Annotated in this window: 19 protein-coding genes; 4 read left to right on the forward strand and 15 right to left on the reverse strand. The window is 63.3% G+C overall.

What is annotated here, in order from left to right:
* Positions 1 to 266: 266 nt before the first annotated feature.
* The 5 genes from CKW35_RS14095 to CKW35_RS14115 all read right to left on the reverse strand — a co-directional run bounded on the left by CKW35_RS14095 (position 267) and on the right by CKW35_RS14115 (position 7445).
* Positions 267 to 1292 carry a putative 2-aminoethylphosphonate ABC transporter substrate-binding protein gene (locus tag CKW35_RS14095; protein ID WP_016489674.1) on the reverse strand — a complete coding sequence of 342 codons (1026 nt, stop codon included), beginning with the start codon at positions 1290 to 1292 and terminating at the stop codon, positions 267 to 269.
* A gap of 18 nt (positions 1293 to 1310) precedes the next feature.
* Entirely contained in the window at positions 1311 to 3035 is a 1725-nt protein-coding gene (locus CKW35_RS14100) for a putative 2-aminoethylphosphonate ABC transporter permease subunit (RefSeq protein ID WP_095116185.1), read from the reverse strand.
* A 1-nt stretch (position 3036) separates the two neighbouring features.
* A complete protein-coding gene (locus CKW35_RS14105; protein WP_023047214.1) occupies positions 3037 to 4095 on the reverse strand; it encodes a putative 2-aminoethylphosphonate ABC transporter ATP-binding protein in 1059 nt (352 codons plus the stop codon).
* Positions 4096 to 4313: 218 nt separating this feature from the next.
* A complete protein-coding gene (locus CKW35_RS14110; RefSeq protein WP_016489677.1) occupies positions 4314 to 5183 on the reverse strand; it encodes a LysR family transcriptional regulator in 870 nt (289 codons plus the stop codon).
* Between the two features lie 9 nt (positions 5184 to 5192).
* Positions 5193 to 7445 carry a heavy metal translocating P-type ATPase gene (locus CKW35_RS14115; protein ID WP_095116187.1) on the reverse strand — a complete coding sequence of 751 codons (2253 nt, stop codon included), beginning with the start codon at positions 7443 to 7445 and terminating at the stop codon, positions 5193 to 5195.
* An 83-nt stretch (positions 7446 to 7528) separates the two neighbouring features.
* Here CKW35_RS14115 and cadR point away from each other — a divergent pair, with 83 nt between their 5' ends.
* A complete protein-coding gene (gene cadR / locus CKW35_RS14120) occupies positions 7529 to 7972 on the forward strand; it encodes a cadmium resistance transcriptional regulator CadR (protein WP_016489679.1) in 444 nt (147 codons plus the stop codon).
* A 56-nt stretch (positions 7973 to 8028) separates the two neighbouring features.
* Here the strand turns inward: cadR and CKW35_RS14125 are convergent, their stop codons facing one another.
* From CKW35_RS14125 to CKW35_RS14135, 3 genes are read right to left on the reverse strand one after another with little or no spacing between them, the layout of a single operon-like run.
* Positions 8029 to 9000, reverse strand: a complete 972-nt coding sequence (locus tag CKW35_RS14125) for a thymidylate synthase (protein WP_016489680.1) — start codon at positions 8998 to 9000, stop codon at positions 8029 to 8031.
* Positions 9001 to 9049: 49 nt separating this feature from the next.
* The gene (gene lgt, locus CKW35_RS14130; protein ID WP_016489681.1) at positions 9050 to 9859 is read right to left on the reverse strand and encodes a prolipoprotein diacylglyceryl transferase; all 810 of its coding nucleotides are present in this window, start codon (positions 9857 to 9859) and stop codon (positions 9050 to 9052) included.
* 16 nt (positions 9860 to 9875) lie between these two features.
* The gene (locus CKW35_RS14135) at positions 9876 to 10658 is read right to left on the reverse strand and encodes a sulfite exporter TauE/SafE family protein (RefSeq protein WP_016489682.1); all 783 of its coding nucleotides are present in this window, start codon (positions 10656 to 10658) and stop codon (positions 9876 to 9878) included.
* Between the two features lie 129 nt (positions 10659 to 10787).
* On the opposite strand from CKW35_RS14135, the gene CKW35_RS14140 reads away from it, so the two are divergent.
* Entirely contained in the window at positions 10788 to 11534 is a 747-nt protein-coding gene (locus tag CKW35_RS14140; RefSeq protein WP_024717934.1) for an NRDE family protein, read from the forward strand.
* A 713-nt stretch (positions 11535 to 12247) separates the two neighbouring features.
* On the opposite strand, the gene ptsP is transcribed toward CKW35_RS14140, so the two are convergent.
* Together ptsP and CKW35_RS14150 are read right to left on the reverse strand one after the other, a co-directional pair.
* The gene (gene ptsP / locus CKW35_RS14145) at positions 12248 to 14527 is read right to left on the reverse strand and encodes a phosphoenolpyruvate--protein phosphotransferase (RefSeq protein WP_016489684.1); all 2280 of its coding nucleotides are present in this window, start codon (positions 14525 to 14527) and stop codon (positions 12248 to 12250) included.
* Positions 14528 to 14549: 22 nt separating this feature from the next.
* A complete protein-coding gene (locus CKW35_RS14150; protein ID WP_095116385.1) occupies positions 14550 to 15029 on the reverse strand; it encodes an RNA pyrophosphohydrolase in 480 nt (159 codons plus the stop codon).
* Positions 15030 to 15170: 141 nt separating this feature from the next.
* On the opposite strand from CKW35_RS14150, the gene CKW35_RS14155 reads away from it, so the two are divergent.
* Positions 15171 to 15827, forward strand: a complete 657-nt coding sequence (locus CKW35_RS14155) for an HAD family phosphatase (RefSeq protein WP_016489686.1) — start codon at positions 15171 to 15173, stop codon at positions 15825 to 15827.
* Positions 15828 to 15956: 129 nt separating this feature from the next.
* Here the strand turns inward: CKW35_RS14155 and CKW35_RS14160 are convergent, their stop codons facing one another.
* Positions 15957 to 16382: a DUF2269 domain-containing protein gene (locus CKW35_RS14160; protein ID WP_016489687.1), complete on the reverse strand. Its 426-nt coding sequence runs from the start codon at positions 16380 to 16382 to the stop codon at positions 15957 to 15959.
* Between the two features lie 38 nt (positions 16383 to 16420).
* Positions 16421 to 17935 carry a threonine ammonia-lyase, biosynthetic gene (ilvA, locus tag CKW35_RS14165; RefSeq protein ID WP_023047246.1) on the reverse strand — a complete coding sequence of 505 codons (1515 nt, stop codon included), beginning with the start codon at positions 17933 to 17935 and terminating at the stop codon, positions 16421 to 16423.
* Positions 17936 to 18069: 134 nt separating this feature from the next.
* On the opposite strand from ilvA, the gene rpiA reads away from it, so the two are divergent.
* Positions 18070 to 18744 carry a ribose-5-phosphate isomerase RpiA gene (gene rpiA / locus CKW35_RS14170; protein WP_016489689.1) on the forward strand — a complete coding sequence of 225 codons (675 nt, stop codon included), beginning with the start codon at positions 18070 to 18072 and terminating at the stop codon, positions 18742 to 18744.
* A 115-nt stretch (positions 18745 to 18859) separates the two neighbouring features.
* On the opposite strand, the gene CKW35_RS14175 is transcribed toward rpiA, so the two are convergent.
* The 3 genes from CKW35_RS14175 to CKW35_RS14185 all read right to left on the reverse strand — a co-directional run bounded on the left by CKW35_RS14175 (position 18860) and on the right by CKW35_RS14185 (position 21618).
* The gene (locus CKW35_RS14175; protein WP_060516809.1) at positions 18860 to 19762 is read right to left on the reverse strand and encodes an SdiA-regulated domain-containing protein; all 903 of its coding nucleotides are present in this window, start codon (positions 19760 to 19762) and stop codon (positions 18860 to 18862) included.
* 89 nt (positions 19763 to 19851) lie between these two features.
* A complete protein-coding gene (locus tag CKW35_RS14180; RefSeq protein ID WP_016489691.1) occupies positions 19852 to 20772 on the reverse strand; it encodes an SdiA-regulated domain-containing protein in 921 nt (306 codons plus the stop codon).
* Positions 20773 to 20952: 180 nt separating this feature from the next.
* Positions 20953 to 21618, reverse strand: coding sequence for a fumarylacetoacetate hydrolase family protein (locus CKW35_RS14185; RefSeq protein WP_023047248.1), 666 nt, complete (start codon positions 21616 to 21618; stop codon positions 20953 to 20955).
* Position 21619 lies beyond the last annotated feature (1 nt).

Raw genomic sequence — 21619 nt, forward strand, 5'->3', positions numbered from 1 at the left:
GGCAAGCCCACATTTGTTGCAACGTGCCAAACCTGTCAGGCCATAGTTGTAAGCCTTGATGGCTTGACCCGATTACTTGGCTGCCGCCGCCGCCGCCCTCCCCTAGTTTCAAAGCATGCACCAAGGCTGACAACGCCGCTTCCACAGGCATGGCCACGTTGCAACAAATGTGGGAGCGGGCTTGCCCCGCGAAGCGCCGCGCGGGCGGCGCTCGATCTCACAGGCGCCACACCACGCAAGCCATACCCCTGCCAGCCCTCACTCAATCACTGCTGGGCCACCTTCTCCGACTTGCCGTCGTAGCGCTTGCGCCACTCGGCCAGAATCTGGTCACGGTTCTTCGATGCCCAGGCAAAGTCGTTCTTGATCAGGCGCTGTTCATAGTCCGCCGGTAGCTCGGTCTGTGGCTTGGCAATACCCGGCGCGGCCAGCACGGCGAAGTTCTCCTTGTACAGCTCCATCGCCGCCGGGCTGGCCGAGAAATCAGCCAGGCGCTTGGCCGCATCCGCCTTGGGCGAGCCTTTGATCACAGCAGTCGCCTCGATCTCCCAGCCCAGGCCTTCCTTCGGCAACACGATGTCCAGCGGCGCGCCCTGGCGCTTCAGTTGCACAGCCGGGTATTCGAACGAGATACCGATCGGGAACTCGCCCGCAGCCGCCAGCTTGCATGGCTTGGAGCCGGAGTGAACATACTGGCCGATATTCTGGTGCAGTGCGTCCATATAGGCCCAGCCTTGCGGCTCACCAAAGGTCTGCAACCAGGCACTCACATCAAGGAAGCCGGTACCCGACGAGGCCGGGTTCGGCATGACGATCTTGCCCTTGTACTCCGGCTTGGTCAGGTCCTGCCAGCTCACCGGCTTGCTCAGGCCCTGCTTCTCGGCCTCGATGGTATTAAAGCAGATGGTTGCGGCCCACACGTCCATGCCCACCCACGCCGGCGGGTTGGCAGCGTCCCGGTAGTTGCCGGAGATCTTGCCCAGGTCCTTGGGTGCGTAGGCTTCTAGCATGCCGTTCTGGTCGAGAATGGCCAGGCTGGACGCTGCCAGGCCCCATACCGCGTCGGCTTGCGGGCGGTCTTTCTCGGCCAGCAGCTTGGCAGTGATGATGCCGGTGGAATCGCGTACCCACTTGATCTCGATGTCCGGGTTGGCCTTCTCGAAGGCCTGCTTGTAGCTCTTCAACTGCTCGGCTTCCAGTGCGGTGTAGACCGTCAGCTGGGTACCGGCGGCCGAAGCCTGCAGGCTGAACACGGTGCAAACAGCAGCGGCAAGTGCAAGGTGCTTGTACATGGATAGGTTCCTTACAGGTCAGACGGTCGCGGCGCGTTGGCGCCAGGCTTGGGAGCGGCGCAGCAGGCCGCGTGAGGCTGCGGCCAGCAGCAGTGAAGCGCCGGCACTGGTCAGCAGGATCAGGGTGGACATGGCAGCAGCACCGCCAACGTTGCCGGCATCGTCCATATTCAGCACGGCAACGGCAGCCAGGATGGTGTCGGGGCTGTACAGGAAGATCGCCGCAGACACCGTGGTCATCGCCGAAACGAACAGGTAGCGGATGATGTCCAGCAGCGCTGGCAGGCAGATCGGCACTGTGACCCGCACGAAGTGCTTGTACAGCGGCGCCTTCAACGAGAGCGCCGCGGCCTCGAACTCGCCATCAAGCTGGCGCAGCGCGGTGGTTGCGGTCATCTGCGCGGTGGTCAGGTAATGGGCAATGGTGCATACCACCAACAGCCCCATGCTGCCGTACAGCACATGCAGCGGGTTGCCGTTCAGGTTGAAGAAGAAGACGTAGCCCAGGCCCAGCACCAGGCCCGGCAAGGCCATGGGGATAAAGCTGAGCAGGCGCAGCACCTGGTTGAGCAGGCGCTGCCCTTGGGTCTTCTCCATCAGGTAGGCACCGGTGAAAATCACGATGCTGCCGATCAGCGCGGTGCCGATGGCCATGGTCACGCTGTTGCGGTAGGCCAGCCAGCCGCCACCGGCGGTGTCTTCGAACATGTAGTGACGCAGCGACAACGACAGGTTGTATGGCCAGAAAGTGACCAGCGACGAATACACCGCCATGCCGATCACCAGCAGCAATGCCGCACACACCAGCAGCACGAGGGCCAGGAAGCAGGCATCGCGGCCACGCGATGGCTTGGGTTCGAACACCTGGGCGCGGCCGCTCATGGCGTCGCCCTGGCGCCGGCGCAGCCAGGCGTCGACGCTGAAGCTGAACAGGGCCGGCAACAGCAGCACCATGCCGATTAGCGCACCACGGCCGAACTGTTGCTGGCCGACCACCGCCTTGTAGGCCTCCAGCGCCAGCACCTGATAGTCGCCACCGACCACCACCGGCACACCGAAGTCGGTGATGGTCAGGGTGAACACCAGGCAGAACGCCGCAAACACCGCCTGGCGCGTGGCCGGCCAGGTGATGCTGGTGAACGCCCGACCTGGGCCGGCGCCCATGCTGGAGGCAGCATCGAATAGCCGAGCATCGGCCAGCGACAGCGCCGACAGCAGGATCATCAGCGCATGCGGGAAGGTGTAGATGGCCTCCCCCAGCACGATGCCCCAGAAGCCGTAGATGTTGTCGCTGAGCAACCCGCGTAGCAGCCCTTGGTTACCGAACAGGTAGACCAAAGCGATGGCCGGCAGCATCGACGGGGCAAGCAGCGGCAGCAGCGAAATCCCCCGCCACAGGCCCTTGGCCGGGATCAGCGTACGTTGCAGGGCATAGGCAAACAGGTAGGCCAGCGGCACCACAATGGCCGCGACGGTGAAAGCCACCGACAGGCTGTTGCCCAGCAACCAGTGGAAGTTGTCGCTGGCGAACAGCTCCCTGGCTGCCAGCAAGCCGCCACCCTGGCCCGCGTCCGCGCTGAAGCCACGCCAGAAGATCGCCAGCAGCGGCATCAGCACGGCCAGCACCAACAGGATCAGCAGCAGGCTCTTGCCGCCGACGACGAACAACCGGTCGCCCAAGGCAACGCCAGCACGCGGCGCGGCTTTGGCCTGGCTCAGCGGCAAGGACATTGGCGCGGCCATCTCAGGCAAACACCTGCAGGCTCTGCGGTGGCAATGCCACCCAGATGTCCTGCGAACCCAGGCGCGGCATGGCCTCGGGGGCCAGCTCGGCCAGCAGGGCATGGCCTGGCAGGGCCTTGAGTTCAAAACTCATGCGGCAGCGGTTACCGAGAAAGGTGATTTCGCGGACCATAGCCGGGAACAGGTTTTCTTCGTGTACCACCGGGTTGACCGTGATCGCCTCCGGGCGACAGAACAGCCGGCCGCTGCTGGCCTGGGCCGACCCCGGCGCCAGGCGCATGTTCATGCCGCCAACCTGGGCATGGCTGTCGCCGCTGCGCTGGAATGGCAGCCAGTTGCCCTGGCCGACGAACTCGGCAACGAACGGCGTGGCCGGCTGGTCGTAGATTTCCTGCGGGGTGGCGTACTGCTCGACCTGGCCGTTGTTCATCACCGCAATGCGGTCGGCCATCAGCATGGCTTCGTCCTGGTTGTGGGTCACCATCAAGGTGGTGATGCCCAGCTGGCGTTGCAGCTGGCGCAGCTCGGTGCACAGATGCTCACGCACCCGGGCGTCCAGCGCCGACATCGGCTCATCGAGCAGTAGCAGGGATGGCGACGGCGCCAGCGCACGGGCCAGGGCCACACGTTGCTGCTGGCCACCAGAGAGCTGGCCAGGGTATTTCTTCTCGCTGCCAGAAAGGCCTACCAGTTCGAGCATTTCAGCCACCCGCTGGCGGGCCTGCTCGCGGCCACTGCCGGTCAGGCCGTAGGCGATGTTGGCTTCGACGGTCAGGTTGGGGAACAGCGCGTAGGACTGGAACAGGATGCCGTAGTCACGGGCCTGGGGCGGCAGCTCGGAGATATCGCGCTCGCCGATATACAGCGTGCCGCGGTCCTGGCGCTCCAGGCCGGCGATGCAGCGCAACAGCGTGGTCTTGCCACAGCCGGACGGGCCGAGCAGGCACACCAGTTCGCCGGCGGCGATGTCCAGCGAGACATCGTTGAGCGCCGTAAAGGCACCGAAGCGCTTGTGGATGTTGCGCACTTTCATCTGTGCGCCGGGGGTGGTGTGGTTCATGGCAGGGCCTCATCGAAGAGATGGGGCCATGCTAGGAAGGCTGTGCGAAGGTTCTGTGGCTTTGAGGCAAAAGCCGGTGATAGTGGTATAGGCAGATTTTGTATTGGCCTGTGGGGGCCTCTTCGCGGGCTTGCTCGCTCCCACAGGATATCTACAAAACTCAGACCCTGCGCAGTACCTGTGGGAGCGGGCAAGCCCGCGAAGTAGCCAACACAGGTCTAGAAATGCGAACCGGCCACTTCTTGCGCTACACCCAGGAACGCGGCCGGCAACCTGGCCTGGCGCCGTTCCTTCAGGCAGTACAGGTATTCATGCATCACCGGCGCATTCTCCAGCACGAGCACCCGCAGTTCGGGGTTGTGCGGCACCTCATGGCGGGCAATCACGCTGATGCCGATGTTGCGCAGCACCGCTTCGCGGATCGACTCGCGGCTGCCGATTTCCAGCAAGGCCCCGGCCGTCACCCCGGCCTCCTGCATCATCTGCTCGGTCAGCTTGCGCGTGGTCGAGCCCTTTTCGCGCATCAACAGGCAATGCCCGGCCACCACGTCGATGGACACGGTCTGGCGATAGGCCAACGGATGGTTGCGGTGTACCGCCACCACCAGCGGATCGGTGCCCAACACCCGCCGCACCAGCCGGGCGTCCTCCACCAGCTGCGACGAAGCGGCGATATCCACCCGGTAGTCTTCGAGCATTTCCAGCACCTGCTGCGAGTTGCCGATCTCCACCGCTACATCCACCTGCGGCAAGCGCTCGCGGTAGATCTTCACCAGGTCGAGAATGTAGTAAGGCGCCGTGGCGGCGATGCGCAAGCTGCCTTGGGCCTGGCCGCTGTTGCGCAGCTCGAACTCGATGTCGGCCTCCTGTTGCAACAGCGCCTTGACCATCGGCAGCAGTCGCACGCCCTCTTCGCTCAACACCAGGCGCCGCCCGCCACGGTAGAACAGCTCGACCGTGTAGTGGCTTTCCAGGTTGCGGATCTGCGTGGTCACCGTGGGCTGGCTGAGCCCGAGCTTCTTTGCCGCCAGGGTGATGCTGCCCAGGCGGGCCACCATGTAAAAGGCTTTAAGCTCCGAACTCAGCATGCACGTCCTCTATTTGCGCAAAAGGCGCAAGCCGTTGAACACCACCAGCAGGCTCACGCCCATGTCGGCGAACACCGCCATCCACAGGGTGGCCATGCCGGCAAAGGTAATCGCCAGGAATATCGCCTTGACGCCCAACGCCAGAACGATGTTCTGCATGAGGATCGCCGCACTTTGGCGCGACAGCCTGACGAAGGCCGGGATTTTCCGCAAGTCGTCGTCCATCAGTGCCACATCGGCGGTTTCGATGGCGGTGTCGGTGCCGGCAGCGGCCATGGCAAAACCGATCTCGGCACGGGCCAGGGCCGGGGCATCGTTGATGCCGTCACCGACCATGCCCACCCGATGGCCCTGTGCGTACAAGGCTTCGATGGTTTTCAGTTTGTCGGCAGGCAGCAGGTTGCCCTCCGCGCGGTCGATACCCACCACGGCGGCGATGGCCTGCGCGGTATGCGGATTATCACCGGTCAGCATGACAGTCTTGATGCCCAGCTCATGCAGCTCGGCAATGGCCTGGCGGCTGCTGTCCTTGACCGTATCGGCCACTGCAAAAAGGGCCAGCGGGCCACTGCGGTCAAGCAGCAGGACCACGGTCTTGCCTTGGCGCTCCAGCGCATCCAGCTGGGCTTCCAGCTCGGGTGAGCACAGCCCCAGTTCTTCCACCAGGCGGTGGTTGCCCAGGTGGTAGACCTCGCCAGCGATGGTGCCACGCACGCCGCGCCCGGCCAGGGCAGCGAAGTCATCGACCTCGCTCAAGGCCAGGCCTTGCGCCTTGCCGAACTGGGCAATGGCGCGGGAAACCGGGTGGTCCGAACGTTCGCCCAAGCTGGCAGCCAGGGCTTGCGCACGGCCTTCAAACACCGGCTCCAATACTTTGGCGTCGGTCTGTACCGGCTTGCCGTGGGTGATGGTGCCGGTCTTGTCCAGGGCCAGGTAATCCAGGTGGCGGCCGCCTTCCAGGTACACACCGCCCTTGATCAGGATGCCTTTGCGCGCAGCAGCGGCCAGCCCGCTGACGATGGTCACCGGGGTCGAGATGACCAGGGCGCACGGGCACGCGACCACCAGCAGCACCAGGGCGCGGTACACCCAGTCGAACCAGCTTGCGGCCATGAACAGCGGCGGGATCACCGCCACGGCCAGGGCGATGGCAAACACCACCGGGGTATAGATACGCGAAAACTGGTCGACAAAGCGCTGGGTAGGCGCCCGCGCGCCTTGCGCTTCCTCCACGGCCTTGATGATCCGCGCCAGGGTCGATTGGCCCGCGCCAGCGGTAACGCGAAACTCCAGCGCACCCGCCTGGTTGATGGTGCCGGCGAACAGCTTGTCGCCTACGGCCTTCTCCACAGGCAAGCTTTCGCCGGTGATCGGCGCCTGATCGACGCTGGATTGCCCACTGGTCACTTCGCCATCCAGGCCGATGCGCTCGCCGGGGCGCACCCGCACCAACGCGCCGACGGCCACTTCGCGCACTTCCACTTCGCGCCATTGGCCATCTGCCTGCTGCACCGTGGCCATGTCCGGGGTCAGCTGCATCAGCCCGCTGATGGCATTGCGTGCGCGGTCCAGCGAGCGTGCTTCGATCAGCTCGGCAACGGTAAACAGCACCATCACCATGGCCGCTTCCGGCCACTGGCCGATCAGCACAGCACCGGTGACGGCGATGCTCATCAGCGCGTTGATGTTGAGGTTGCGGTTTTTCAGGGCAATCCAGCCCTTCTTGTAGGTGCCCAGGCCGCAACCAAGAATGGCTGCCAGCGCCAATGCCGCCACCAGCCACTCAGGCGCCAGCGACGCAAAGTGCACGATTTCGGCGGCGATGGCGGCAACACCCGACAATGCCAGCGGCCACCAGCGGGTCTTGGCCGGTTGGGGCGCGGCGGCGGTACTGTCGCCTTCGGCACCAAGCGGCTCGGCCTTCATGCCCAGGCTGTCGATGGCACGCTCGATGTCGCCAGTGCCGTCCAATGTATGGCGCACGCCCAGTACGCGGTTGATCAGGTTGAATTCCAGCTGCTCGATACCGGCCAGCTTGCCCAGCTTGTCCTGGATCAGGGTCTGCTCGGTCGGGCAGTCCATGGCGTCGATGCGGAAGCGGCTGAGCTGTGCCTGGGCACTGGCCGTTTCAGTCAGCTGCACCAGCGCCGGCGCGGCTTTGGCCCCGCAGCAGCTGTGGCCGAGGGCGGCGTGCCCATGGTCGTCATCGCCATGGGCGTGATCGTGCGGATGCTTGTGTTCGTGGCTGACAGGCTGGTTCATGGGGTCGTCCTTAAAGTGAGCCTGTTGCCAAGTGAACACCCTGTAGCCACTATAGGGTCAAGCCACTTGCTGGAGATTTCGTGATGAAAATCGGAGAACTGGCCAAAGCCACCGACTGCGCGGTGGAAACCATTCGCTACTACGAGCGTGAAAACCTGCTGCCCGAGCCTGCCCGTACAGAAGGCAACTACCGGCTGTATACCCAGGCCCACGTGGAACGGCTGACCTTCATCCGCAACTGCCGCACCCTGGACATGACCCTGGACGAAATCCGCAGCCTGCTACGCCTGCGCGACAGCCCCGACGACTCGTGCGGCAGCGTCAATGCGCTGATCGACGAACATATCGAGCATGTGCAGGCGCGGATCGATGGCTTGGTGGCTTTGCAGGAGCAGCTGGTGGAACTGCGGCGGCGCTGCAACGCGCAGGGGAGCGAATGCGCGATCTTGCAGCAACTGGAGACGAACGGGGCGGTATCGGTGCCGGACACCGAGCATTCGCATGTGGGGCGCAGTCACGGGCATTGAGCCAAAAGCTTCGCGGGTGAACCCGCGAAGAGGCCAGTTCAAACAATGGAGATCTATCAGACCGCCATCGGCGCTGTCATCGGCGCATGGTGCTCATAGCCTTCCAGCCAGAAATCACTCGGCTCGATCTTCTCCAGCCACTCCGGCTCATACTTGCCCGTCTCGGCAAACGCCGGCACGCGGTCGCTGATCACCAGCTTCGGCGCTTCCAGTGGCTCGCGCTTGAGCTGCTCGTTCAGCATGTCCAGGTGGTTTTCATACACATGGGCATCGCCAATGAAGTAGGTGAACCAGCGCGGGGTGTAACCGGTCAGGCGGCCGAACAGCGACAGCAGCGCCGCGCCTTCGGTGAGGTTGAACGGTGTGCCCAGGCCCAGGTCGTTGGAGCGGATGTAAAGGGTCAGGGAAATTTCCTTGGTCTCTACATTCGGGTGGAACTGGTACAGCAGATGACACGGCGGCAGGGCCATCTCGTCCAGTTGCGCGCAGTTCCAGCCGTGGAACAGGATGCGGCGGCTGCCGGGGTCGTTGGCGATGGTGTCCAGGCACTGGCGCACCTGGTCGATGGCCTTGTACAGAATGACGAAGGCGACGCCGTCCTCTTCGTCCTGGGCGATACGACGGAAGCCGGCCTTCTCGGCCATTTCAATGGCGGCCGGGTTGCTCAGCGCAATGCGCTTGTAGCCCGGCCACTGGCGCCATTGCACGCCGTAGATCTCGCCAAGGTCGTCATGGCCCTGGCGGAACGGGTTAGCCAGCCACTGGGCGTTTTCGTTAGCGTTCTGGTCCCAGACCTTGCAGCCCAGCTCACGGAATTCACCGGCGTTCTTCACGCCACGCAGGAAACCGACCATTTCGCCGATCGCCGACTTGAACGCCAGCTTGCGCGTGGTGATGGCCGGGAAGCCCTTCTGCAGGTCGAAGCGCAGCATGGCGCCCGGCATGCTGATGGTACGGATGCCGGTGCGATTGCCTTGCAACGTACCGTTCTCGATGACTTCACGGACCAGATCTAGATACTGTTTCATGACTTTCCTGTAACAAGAACGGCAGGGAGGATCACCCCTGCCGTGAAAATCATACGGCTGGTTTTGCCGTAGGTTTGCGGTTGTAGGCCAACCAGATCAAGAAGATGCCGCCAACGATCATTGGCACGCAGAGCAACTGACCCATGGTCAACCAGCCGAATGCGATATAGCCAAGCTGAGCATCAGGCACCCGCACAAACTCCACGATAAAGCGGAAAATGCCGTAGAACAGCGCGAACATGCCGGAAACGGCCATGGTCGGGCGCGGTTTGCGCGAGTACAGCCAGAGAATCACGAATAATGCCACACCTTCCAGGGCAAACTGGTACAGCTGCGACGGATGACGGGGCAACTGGGCAGGGTCGCTGAACGGCGGGAACACCATCGCCCACGGCACGTCGGTCGCCTTGCCCCACAACTCGGCGTTGATGAAGTTGCCGATACGCCCGGCACCCAGGCCGATCGGCACCAGCGGGGCAACGAAGTCCATCAGCTCGAAGAACGACTTGTTGTTGCGCTTGCCGAACCACAAGGCCGCCAGCATCACGCCGATGAACCCGCCGTGGAACGACATGCCGCCCTTCCACACCTCGAAGATCAGCGTCGGGTTGGCCAGGTAGGCATGCAGGTCGTAGAACAGCACGTAACCCAGGCGGCCACCGACGATCACCCCCATCGACAGCCAGAACACCAGGTCGGAAAGCTTCTCACGCGACCAGGTGGGGTCGAAGCGGTTCAGCCGGCGCGAGGCCAGCAGCCAGGCGCCGCCGATGCCGATCAGGTACATCAGCCCGTACCAATGGATTTTCAGCGGCCCGATGGCCAGGGCCACGGGGTCTATCTGCGGGTAAGGCAGCATGGAACTTCCTCTCGATTCAAATCAAAAAGCTGAGGCCGACACAGAACAGCAGCGCTGCGAACAGGCGTTTCAACAAACGGGGCGAAAGCTTGTGCGCCAGACGCGCGCCAAAGCGGGCGAAAAACATGCTGGTCACGGCAATGCCGACCATCGCCGGCAGGTATACGTAACCCAGGCTGTGGGCCGGCAGGTGCTCCTCGTGCCAGCCCAGCAGCATGAAGCTCAGGGCGCTGGCCACCGCAATCGGCAGGCCACAGGCCGAGGACGTGGCCACCGCCTGCTGCATGGGCAGGCTGCGCCAGGTCAGGAACGGCACGGTCAGCGAACCACCGCCGATGCCAAAAATCGCCGAAGCCCAGCCGATCACACCGCCTGCGCCGATCAATGAGGGTTTGCCGGGGATGCCGCGGCTGGCCTTGGGCCTGAGGTCCAGCGCCATCTGCGCGGCGATGACCAGGGCGAACACGCCGATGATCTTCTGCAGCAGCGGGCCCTGGATCAGTGAAGCGGTCTTGGCGCCGACACCTGCCCCAAGGAGGATGCCGAGCGTCATCCAGGCGAAGATCGGCCATTGCACCGCACCCTTGCGGTGGTGCTCAAGCACGGCATTGATCGAAGTGAATACTATGGTTGCCAGCGATGTGCCGACTGCCAGGTGGGTCAGCACCGAGGCGTCGAAGCCCTGCAAGGTGAAGCTGAATACCAGCACCGGCACGATGATGATGCCGCCGCCCACGCCGAACAGCCCGGCCAGCACTCCGGCACAAGCGCCCAACAGCAGATAGAGCACGAATTCCATTCGGCTTCCCCGAAAAATCAATCCGGCATGGTAACGGAAGCCGGGCTCGAGGCTCTAGTGAACTCTGTGTCAGGATGGATCCGCCCGACTGCTGTGGGTACAGTGACAAAAAACACAGAGGCCAAACCGATGTGCCTGATCGTATTTGCGTGGCGGCCGGGGCACACCCTGCCGCTGATCGTGGCAGCCAACCGCGACGAGTTCTATGCCCGCCCTACCCAGCCCCTGGCGGCCTGGGAGGATTCGCCTGGGGTGCACGCCGGGCGTGACCTGGAGGCCGGTGGTACCTGGCTGGGCGTAGGCCCGCAGGGGCGCTTTGCCGCGCTGACCAATATCCGCGATCCGGGCCAGGCACCGGGGCCGCGCTCGCGGGGGGAACTGGTGGCGGCCTACCTGCAGGGGGAGCTTGGGGTCGAGGCTTACCTGGATCAGGTAGCCAGCCGCAGTGGGCAGTATTCGGGGTTCAACCTGCTGGTGGGTGATGGGCGACAGCTGGGTTACCTGCACGCCCGTGACGCCACGCCGTGCCTGCTGGACGCCGGGGTGTACGGGTTATCCAACGCAGGGCTGGATACGCCGTGGCCAAAGCTGGTGAAGGCACGTAGCGGGCTGGAGGGCCTGTTGGAAACGCCAGAGCCGGATCGGCTGCTGGCTTTGCTGGCGGATAACGAAACGGCGGCGGATGGCGACCTGCCCGAGACAGGTGTCGGGTTGGCGACCGAGAAATTGCTGTCGAGCGTGTTCATCGCCAGCCAGAACTATGGGACCCGGGCGAGTACCGTGCTGATCGTGGATGATCAGGGACGAAGGCGGCTGATCGAGCGCAGTTTCGGGCCCTTTGGTGGGCATCTGGGTGAGGTTGAAGTGCGGGTCTGATCATTTGATGCTGCCTGTGCGGGCCTCTTCGCGGGACAAGCCCGCTCCCACAGGTACTGCGGGGTCTTCAGGATCTGCGCAACCTCATCTGGGTGAAGTCGAAGTGCGGGTCTGATCATTTGATGCTGCCTGTGCGGGCCTCTTCGCGGGACAAGCCCGCTCCCACAGCTATCGCGGGGGTCTTCAGGATCTGCGCAACCTCATCTGGGTGAGGTCGAAGTGCGGGTCTGGTCATTTGATGCTGCCTGTGCGGGCTTCTTCGCGGGACAAGCCCGCCCCCACAGATACCGCGGGGTCTTCAGGATCTGCGCAACCTCATCTGGGTGAGGTTGAAGTGCGGGTCTGATCATTTGATGCTGCCTGTGCGGGCCTCTTCGCGGGACAAGCCCGCTCCCACAGCTACCGCGGGGTCTTCAGGATCTGCGCAACCTCATCTGGGTGAGGTTGAAGTGCGGGTCTGGTCATTTGATGCTGCCTGTGCGGGCCTCTTCGCGGGACAAGCCCGCTCCCACAGGTACCGCGGGGGTCTTCAGGATCTGCGCAACCTCATCTGGGTGAGGTCGAAGTGCTGGTCTGATCATTTGATGCTGCCTGTGCGGGCCTCTTCGCGGGACAAGCCCGCTCCCACAGCTACCGCGGGGTCTTCAGGATCTGCGCAACCCCTGTGGGAGCGGGCTTGTCCCGCGAAGAGGCCGTAACAGGCAACCTAACGCTCAGAGGGTTTTGTTGGCCCCTGGCCCGATCATCCGCGCCAACCCGAGGTTCTTCAGGGCCAGCTGCAGCGAGCTGTGGATAACCTGCGGGTTGTCATGGCTCAAGGCGTCGGCCAGCAACTCCTTGGCCTTGCTCATGTTCACCTGGCGCAACATCCACTTCACCTTCGGCAGGTTGGTGGCGTTCATCGAAAGGCTGTCGAAGCCCATCGCCATCAACAGGATGGCCGCCGCCGGGTCACCCGCCATCTCACCGCAAATGCTTACCGGCTTGCCTTCGCCATGAGCGTCGCGCACTACCGTATTCAGCGCTTGCAGCACCGCCGGATGCAGGTAGTCGTACAGGTCGGCAACCCGTGGGTTGTTGCGGTCCACCGCCAGCAGGTACTGGGTCAGGTCGTTGGAGCCCACCGACAGGAAGTCGACTTGGCGTGCCAGCTCCTTGGTCTGGTACACCGCCGCGGGGATTTCCACCATCACGCCCACCGGGGGCATCGGCACGTCGGTGCCTTCGTCACGCACCTCGCCCCAGGCGCGGTGGATCAGGTGCAGCGCTTCTTCCAGCTCGTGGATGCCAGAAATCATTGGCAGCAGGATACGCAGGTTGTTCAGGCCCTCGCTGGCCTTGAGCATGGCGCGGGTCTGCACCAGGAAAATTTCCGGGTGGTCGAGGGTGACGCGGATGCCGCGCCAACCCAGGAACGGGTTTTCTTCCTTGATCGGGAAGTACGACAGCGCTTTGTCACCGCCGATATCGAGGGTACGCATGGTCACCGGCAGCGGGTGGAAGGCGGCCAACTGCTCGCGGTAGATGGCCAGCTGTTCTTTCTCGCTGGGGAAGCGCTGGTTGATCATGAACGGCACTTCGGTGCGGTACAGGCCTACCCCTTCGGCGCCGCGCTGCTGGGCACGGGCCACGTCGGCCAGCAAGCCGGTGTTGACCCACAGCGGCATGCGGTGGCCGTCGGGGGTAACGCATGGCAGTTCGCGCAGGGCATCCAGGCCCTGGGCCAGCTGGCGCTCTTCCTCAACCACTTCGCTGTATTGCTTGCGCAGCACTTCGCTGGGGTTGGTGAACACCTCGCCCTTGTACCCGTCGACAATAAGTTCGATACCGTCGACCTTGGAGTACGGCAGGTCAACCAGGCCCATCACCGTGGGGATGCCCATCGCGCGGGCGAGGATGGCGACGTGGGAGTTGCCCGAACCCAGTACCGAGACCAGGCCGACCAGCTTGCCTTCCGGCACTTCGCCGAGCATGGCCGGTGTCAGCTCCTCACTGACCAGGATGGTGTTGTCGGCATACACCAGCGACTGCGAGCGGGCTTCCTGCAGGTAGGCCAGCAGGCGCCGGCCCAGGTCCTTGACGTCGGAGGCGCGCTCGCGCAGGTAGTCATCGTCCATCAGCTCGAAGCGGCTGACGTGCTCGCCGACCACCTGGCGCAGGGCGCCCTGCGCCCACTGGCCGGTCTTGATGACTTCGGTCACCTCGCCGCCCAGGGCTGCATCTTCGAGCATCATCAGGTACACATCGAACAACGCGCGCTCTTCAGGCCGTAGCTGGGTGGCCAGCTTGGCCGACAGCTTGCGCATGTCAGCACGTACGCCTTCAAGGGCATTCTGGAACAGCTTGAGTTCAGCGTCGATGTCATCGACGGCCTTGTCCGGCACCACTTCCAGGTCGGCTGGCGGCAGCATCACCACCGCGCGCCCCACGGCAGCGCCAGGCGAGCCAGGCACGCCGACGAAGCGCGCCTCCTGGATACCCTTGCCTTGGCGGCCAAGGCCACGGATCGACCCAGTGGCTTCAGCGTGGGCGATTACCCCGGCGAGCTGGGCGCTCATGGTGACCAGGAAGGCTTCTTCGCCCTCGTCGAACTGGCGGCGCTCCTTTTGCTGGATGACCAGCACCCCGACCACGCGGCGGTGGTGAATGATCGGCGCGCCCAGGAAGGAGGCGAATTTTTCTTCACCGGTTTCGGCAAAGTAGCGGTAACGCGGGTGGTCGGCGGCGTTTTCCAGGTTCAGCGGCTCTTCCCGGGTACCCACCAGGCCAACAAGGCCCTCGTTGGGGGCCATGCTGACCTTGCCGATGGAGCGCTTGTTCAGGCCTTCGCTGGCCATCAGCACGAAGCGGTTGGTTTCCGGGTCAAGCAGGTAGACTGAGCAGACCTGGCTGCCCATGGCCTCCTTGACGCGCAAGACGATGATCCCCAACGCCGACTTGAGATCTTTGGCGGAGTTTACTTCCTGGACGATCTTGCGCAGCGTATTGAGCATGGCTCGGGGTCGAACTCCGTCGTCAGTCGCGCGTCAGCAGACGCGGTGCTAGCTCTTTCAGGGCGCGCCGGTACACCTCGCGCTTGAATGTCACAACCTGGCCCAGCGGATACCAATAGCTCACCCAGCGCCAGCCGTCGAACTCCGGCTTGCCGGTCAGGTCCATCCGCACCCGCTGTTCACTGCTGACCAGCCTTAGCAGGAACCACTTCTGCTTCTGGCCGATGCACAGCGGCTGGCTGTGGGTACGTACCAGTCGCTGGGGTAAACGATAACGCAACCAGCCACGGGTGCAGGCAAGAATTTCCACATCGTCGCGTTCAAGGCCAACTTCTTCGTTCAGCTCGCGGTACAGGGCATCTTCCGGCGTCTCGTCAGGGTTGATACCACCCTGGGGAAATTGCCAGGCATCCTGGTTGATCCGTCGAGCCCATAGCACCTGCCCGGCATCATTCGTGAGAATGATCCCGACATTGGGGCGAAAACCATCCGGGTCGATCACGGCAGCAACCTCGCAAACGCATGTCACCGCATTGTTCCACAAAGCTTGCGAGCGCAGCAACGCGCCTGCCAAGCTTATGTGCAGCAGCGTGAAAACTCCGTATTCTGCGGGCCTCCCCTGTGGCTGATGCGAGTGACCGCGATGCGCCTGGCTTTATTCGACCTGGACAATACCCTCCTCGGTGGCGACAGCGACCATGCCTGGGGTGATTACCTTTGCGAGCGCGGCATTCTCGACCCGGTCGCCTACAAGCAACGCAACGATGGCTTCTACCAGGACTACCTCAACGGCACCCTGGACCTGCAGGCCTACCTGGCCTTTTCCATGGAGATTCTGGCGGCAACACCTGTGGCCCAGCTCGACGAATGGCACCGCGACTTCATGCGCGACTGCATCGAGCCGATCATCCTGCCCAAAGCCCTGGCCTTGCTGCAGCAGCACCGCGAGGCGGGCGACCAGCTGGTGATCATCACCGCTACCAATCGTTTTGTAACCGCACCGATTGCCCGGCGCCTTGGGGTGCGAGTATTGCTGGCGACCGAATGCGAGATGCGCGACGGCCGCTATACCGGGCGCAGTACCGATATACCGTGTTTCCGTGAAGGCAAAGTGACGCGGCTGGAGCGCTGGATGCTGGAGAACGGCTTTGACCTTGAGGACAGCTACTTCTATAGCGACTCGATGAACGATTTGCCGTTGTTGCAGCGGGTGACGCATGCGGTGGCGGTGGACCCCGACCCGAACCTGCGGGCCGAGGCCGAGAAGCGCGGGTGGCCGGTGGTTTCGTTGCGCGATTGAGGTTTTCCTGTGCTGGCCTCTTCGCGGCTAAAGCCGCTCCCACAGGGACCGTATCAGGCCTGAGGGCTGCGCCGTACCTGTGGGAGCGGGTTCACCCGCGAAGAGGCCGGCACAGGCAACCCAAGGCTGTCAGACTGGCTTGGCGCCCATCAGCCCGGCAATGGACAGGAAGCAGACCCCGCTGAACACCGCCAGCGCCAGGGTAAACCGCAACCCCACCACTTCAGCCTTGCGTAGCCGGTTCAGCCGCACCAGCAGCCACCACACGGCCAGCGCGCCGAAGGTATAGATGACGCTGGACGCCAGCACCCAGGCCTGCCCCAGCGGCCAACCCACCAGGTGCACCAGCCACCAGCCGGTAAACGGCATGCTCACCAGGCACAGGCCCATCACCAGCCACACAAATACCAGCGGCCGGCGCAGCAGTTTGGCATAGGCCTCGGCATCGCCCTGTCGACGGGCGCGCACCGTCCACACCGCAAGGCCCAGGGCGCCCAGAAACAGCAGTGCGGTGGCGATGATGTGCAAGGTCTTGAGGGTGGTCAGGTGTTCCATGTCTTCACATCCTTGAGCGATAAGCCAAGCTTAGCCGCTCAACCCAGGAACAGCTTGTAAGCCGGGTTCTCGGTCTCGTCCCAGTATGGGTAACCAATCTTGGCCAGCGCTGCCGGCACCAGGTGGCGCTCGTCCTCCGGCACCTGCAGCCCCGCCACCACGCGCCCGTCAGCCGCGCCATGGTTGCGGTAATGGAACATCGAGATATTCCAGCGCCCGCCCAGCTTGTTGAGGAAGTTGAACAACGCCCCCGGCCGCTCGGGGAATTCGAAGCGCAACACCATTTCATCGCTGGCACCGGCCGAATGGCCGCCAACCATGTGGCGAATGTGCAGCTTGGCCAGTTCGTTGTCGGTCAGGTCGGTAACCGGGAAGCCCTGATCGGTCAGATGCTGCACCAGCGCCGCCCGTGGGTCGTTTTCCGGGTGGGTCTGTACGCCAACGAAGATGTGCGCTTCGTCGGAGGTGTGCTTGCGGTAGTTGAATTCGGTGATCTGGCGCTTGCCGATCGCCTCGCAGAAGGCCTTGAAGCTGCCCGGGCGTTCCGGGATGGTCACGGCGATGATCGCTTCGCGCTTTTCACCCAGCTCGGCACGCTCGGCCACATGGCGCAGGCGGTCGAAGTTGACGTTGGCGCCGGAGTCGATAGCCACCAGCGTCTGCCCGGTCACGCCATAAAGCTCGACATACTTCTTGATACCCGCCACGCCCAAGGCGCCGGCAGGCTCGGTGATCGAGCGGGTATCGTCGTAGATATCCTTGATAGCCGCGCAGATCTCGTCGGTGCTGACCGTCACCACTTCATCCACATGGTGGCGGCAGATATCGAATGTATGCTGGCCGATCTGCGCCACCGCCACGCCGTCGGCAAATAACCCAACCTGAGGCAGCACCACACGCTCACCGGCAGCCATCGCCGCCTGGAGGCAATTGGAATCGTCCGGCTCGACACCGATCACCTTGATTTCCGGGCGCAGGTACTTCACATAGGCAGCAATGCCAGCAATGAGGCCGCCACCGCCCACGGGTACAAAGATGGCGTCCAGCTGCCCAGGGTGCTGGCGCAGGATTTCCATGGCCACAGTGCCTTGCCCGGCGATGGTGTGCGGGTCGTCGTAAGGGTGAACATAGACAAAGCCCTTCTCCTCGACCAGTTTCAGCGAATAGGCCAGCGCCTCGGGGAACGAGTCGCCATGCAGCACGACCTTGCCACCGCGCGAGCGCACACCTTCGATCTTGATCTCCGGGGTGGTTTTAGGCATTACGATAGTGGCCTTGATGCCCATCTCGCGCGCAGCCAGGGCCAGGCCCTGGGCATGATTGCCGGCCGAGGCAGTGACCACGCCACGGGCCAGCTCTTCGGCCGTCAGCTGCGCCAGCTTGTTATAGGCCCCGCGGATCTTGAACGAGAACACCGGCTGCAGGTCTTCACGCTTGAGCAAAATCTGGTTGCCCAGGCGCTTGCTCAGCTGCCCGGCGCTCTGCAACGGGGTTTCGACGGCAACGTCATAGACGCGCGAGGTGAGGATCTTCTTGACGTACTGTTCGAGCATCGGGAAAGCATCACTGGGCCGCGGGACAAGGGCTGCGAGTCTACCCCAGCGCTACGTCGGGCGACCACAGCAAAGCCGCCCAAGCCGTTATACTAGGCAACTTTGAAAACCGCCCTGCCCCTTTCGGAGCCCGCATGACCCAGGACCAACTCAAACAGGCCGTCGCCCAGGCCGCTGTCGACTTCATTCTGCCCAAGCTGGATGAAAAGAGCGTCGTCGGCGTCGGTACCGGTTCGACTGCCAACTTCTTCATCGACGCCCTGGCTCAGCACAAGACCGCCTTCGACGGCGCAGTCGCCAGCTCCGAAGCCACTGCCCAGCGTCTGAAGGGCCATGGCATCCCGGTCTACGAGCTGAACAGTGTCAGCGAGCTGGAATTCTACGTGGACGGCGCCGACGAGAGCGACGCGCACCTGAACCTGATCAAGGGTGGCGGCGCGGCCCTGACCCGCGAGAAGATCGTCGCCGCTGTGGCCAAGACCTTCATCTGCATCGCCGATGGCAGCAAGCTGGTGCCGGTACTGGGCGCTTTCCCGCTGCCGGTCGAAGTGATCCCGATGGCGCGCAGCCATGTGGCCCGTCAATTGGTCAAGCTGGGCGGCGACCCGGTGTACCGCGAAGGCGTGGTCACCGACAACGGCAACGTGATCCTCGATGTGCACAACCTGCAGATCACCAACCCGGTGGAGCTGGAAGCGCAAATCAATGCCATCGTTGGCGTGGTGACCAATGGCCTGTTCGCGGCGCGGCCGGCAGACTTGCTGCTGCTGGGTACCCCTGAAGGCGTCAAGAGCCTGAAGGCCGAGTAATCTTCGGCGAGGGCTCTGCCCTCGATTCGCAGCCAAGGCTGCACCTACAGGGGTACACGATTTCCTGTAGGAGCAGCCTTGTGCTGCGAATGGGCTGCAAAGCAGCCCCACCTGCTCACTCCGCCGGCTGCTTGAACACATAGAACAGGTTAGGCTCACTGACCAGATAGATGGTCCCCGCCTCGTCCATTGCAATCCCCTCCGCCTGCGGCACCGTCGCCTGCAACCCCTGAAAGCCCTTGCGCAACGACAAGGTACTCAAGGGCACGCCTTCCAGATCCAGCTCCAGCACCAGCCGTGACTCATCCGAAAGCGCCAGCAAATGCCCACTGCGCTCATCGAACTGCAAGCTCGACAAGTCCCGCACAAACAGCCGTGAATCACGCTTGCGGTCTTGCACCACATGCACGGCGTAAGGCTTTTCCGGGTTGTCATGGGGAAAGCCATGAACCTCATAGATCAGCATCGGGTCGCGTTCCTTTGCCACGAACAGCCGCTTGCCCGCCGAATCGTAAGCCAGCCCCTCAAACCCTTTGTTGCCATTCAGGCCGATGCCCAGGCTGAGCTGTTCGGCATCACCGGCGTCGAGGAACATCGTGTCGTCTTCCAGCCGTACACGAATCAACCGTTGTTGACGCTCGTCGGTGATGACATAGCTGTTGGGCCCGACATACTCCACCGCCTCTGGGTCGCCGAACCCCGTCAGCGGTATGCGACGCAGGATACGGCCGTCCAGCGACAGCTCGATCAGCTCCGAGCGGGCGTTGGTGACGGTGAACAGGGTTTTTCGGTCCGGGTCGTAGGTCAGCGCCGAAATATCATCATCCAGCCCCTCGACCGGCTGCGCCTCCACCACCACACGGTAGCGGTCAAGGCCGATGCTCTGCTCGGCGGGCTGCCACCACGTCTTGAGGTTGAACCAGCCCCGCTCGAACAGGCGAAATTCCTGCCCGGCCCAGCCGAGCAGGAGCAGACCGATAACGACCAGGACAAGAAACAGGCGAACAAGATGACGCATGGGGCAGACTCGACATGGGGGTGGCGAATCTAACCATGTACAACTGAAACAAAGCTTAATGCCAGCATCAGAAACATCGGATGTTGGGGTCAGTTCTTTCTGAAGCGATAGAACAAAGCCGGCTCGCTGACCATATACAAGTTTCCCTTGTCATCCATGGCCACCCCTTCAGCCCTTGGAATGGTGTCTTCAAGGCCGTTGAAGCCTCCCAGCAAGGTCATGAAGCTGACCTGCTGGCCCTGCTCGTCCAGCTCCAACAGCATGTTGGAATCGGCCGAGAGCACCAGCAGGTGACCAGTGCGCGGGTCGACCGCCAGTGCAGACAGGTTACGCAGGTCGAGTTCCTCGCTGGGTAACGGCTGCTTCTCGCCCTTGAGCGGGCTGCGGCCATCGGTGTTCCAGGTGTACAGCTTGGGCGGGCGCTCCTCGCCGATGATCAGGCGCTGACGCAGCGGGTCCCAGGCGACCGCCTCGAAGCCCTTGTTGCTCTTCACCGACGGGCCCAGGTCGTGGCTCTGAAAGTCGTCGTGGTTCAGCGCGGTGGTCTGCGCGTCCACCTTGACCACGGTCAGGTCATGCAGGCGCTCGTCGGTGATGGCCAGATTGCCGTCTTCCAGCACCGCAACGCCTTCCGGGTTGTTCCAGCCGTTGAGGGGGATCTTGCGCAGTACATCGCCCTCCAGGCTCAGCTCGACCAGGATCGGGTTCTTGCCCATGACCGCGAACAGGGTGCGGGTATGCGGGTTGAAGGCCACGTCCGAGGCTTCGTCATCGTCCATGCCTGGTAACGGTTTGGCATCGATGTCGACCTGATAGTCTGGCAACCACACGCTTTCGCTGCGCTCGCCGGTGCTTTCGAAGCGCTCTTTCACCCACAGCGCGCCGCGGTCATCCCAGTGCATCGCCACTGCGACGCCATAGCCGATCACCGCCGCCACGGCAAGGCCGAAAGGCCAGCGCCGGTAGAAGCGACGCTTGGGAGTTACCGGGGCGCTGGAGGGTGATGGCATGCGGGCTTCCTGGGGAATGGGCGTAGGTCAGCGCATTATCCGGATAGGGTGTGAAAAAAGGGTAAACAGGGCCGGCCTCTTCGCGGGTAAACCCGCTCCCACAGGTTCAGCACAGTATTCAAGGCCTGTGCAATACCTGTGGGGGCGGTTTACCCGCGAAGAGGGCGACGCGGCTTCGAGTTAAAGCACCCGGCTTTCGAAGCGGCTCACGCCCGGCAGCTCCAGCACCAGCTCGTCACCAACATTGAACGGTCCCACACCCGCCGGTGTACCGGTGAGGATCACATCCCCGGCCTGCAGCGAGAAATGCGCCGCCATGTACTGGATCATCGGCACGATCGGGTTCAGCATCATCGCGCTGTTGCCATCCTGTCGCACTTCGCCGTTGACGGTCAGGCGCACCGGGATGTCGGTGACGTCTTCGAAGCTGGCAGCAGAGACGAACGGCGGCAGTACGCAGGCGCCGTCAAAACACTTGGCCAGCTCCCACGGCAGGCCCTTCTCTTTCAGCTTGGCCTGCACGTCGCGCAGCGTCAGGTCCAGCGCCGGGGCATAACCGGAAATGGCGTCCAGCACCTCTTCCTCGCTCGGGTGGGTCGACAGCGGCTTGCCCAGCAACACGGCAATTTCGGCCTCATAGTGCACCGAACCCCGGTCGGCCGGGATCTTGAAGCCGCCCTCGGTCGGCACCACGCAACTGCCCGGCTTGATGAACAGCAGCGGCTCGGTGGGGATCGGGTTGTCCAGTTCCTTGGCATGCTCGGCATAGTTACGGCCGATGCACACCACCTTGCCCAGCGGGAAGTGAATGCGCGTGCCGTCTACGTACTGGTGCTGGTAACTCATG

This window comes from Pseudomonas sp. Irchel 3F3, from assembly GCF_900187545.1.
Classification (GTDB): Bacteria; Pseudomonadota; Gammaproteobacteria; order Pseudomonadales; family Pseudomonadaceae; genus Aquipseudomonas; species Aquipseudomonas fortuita.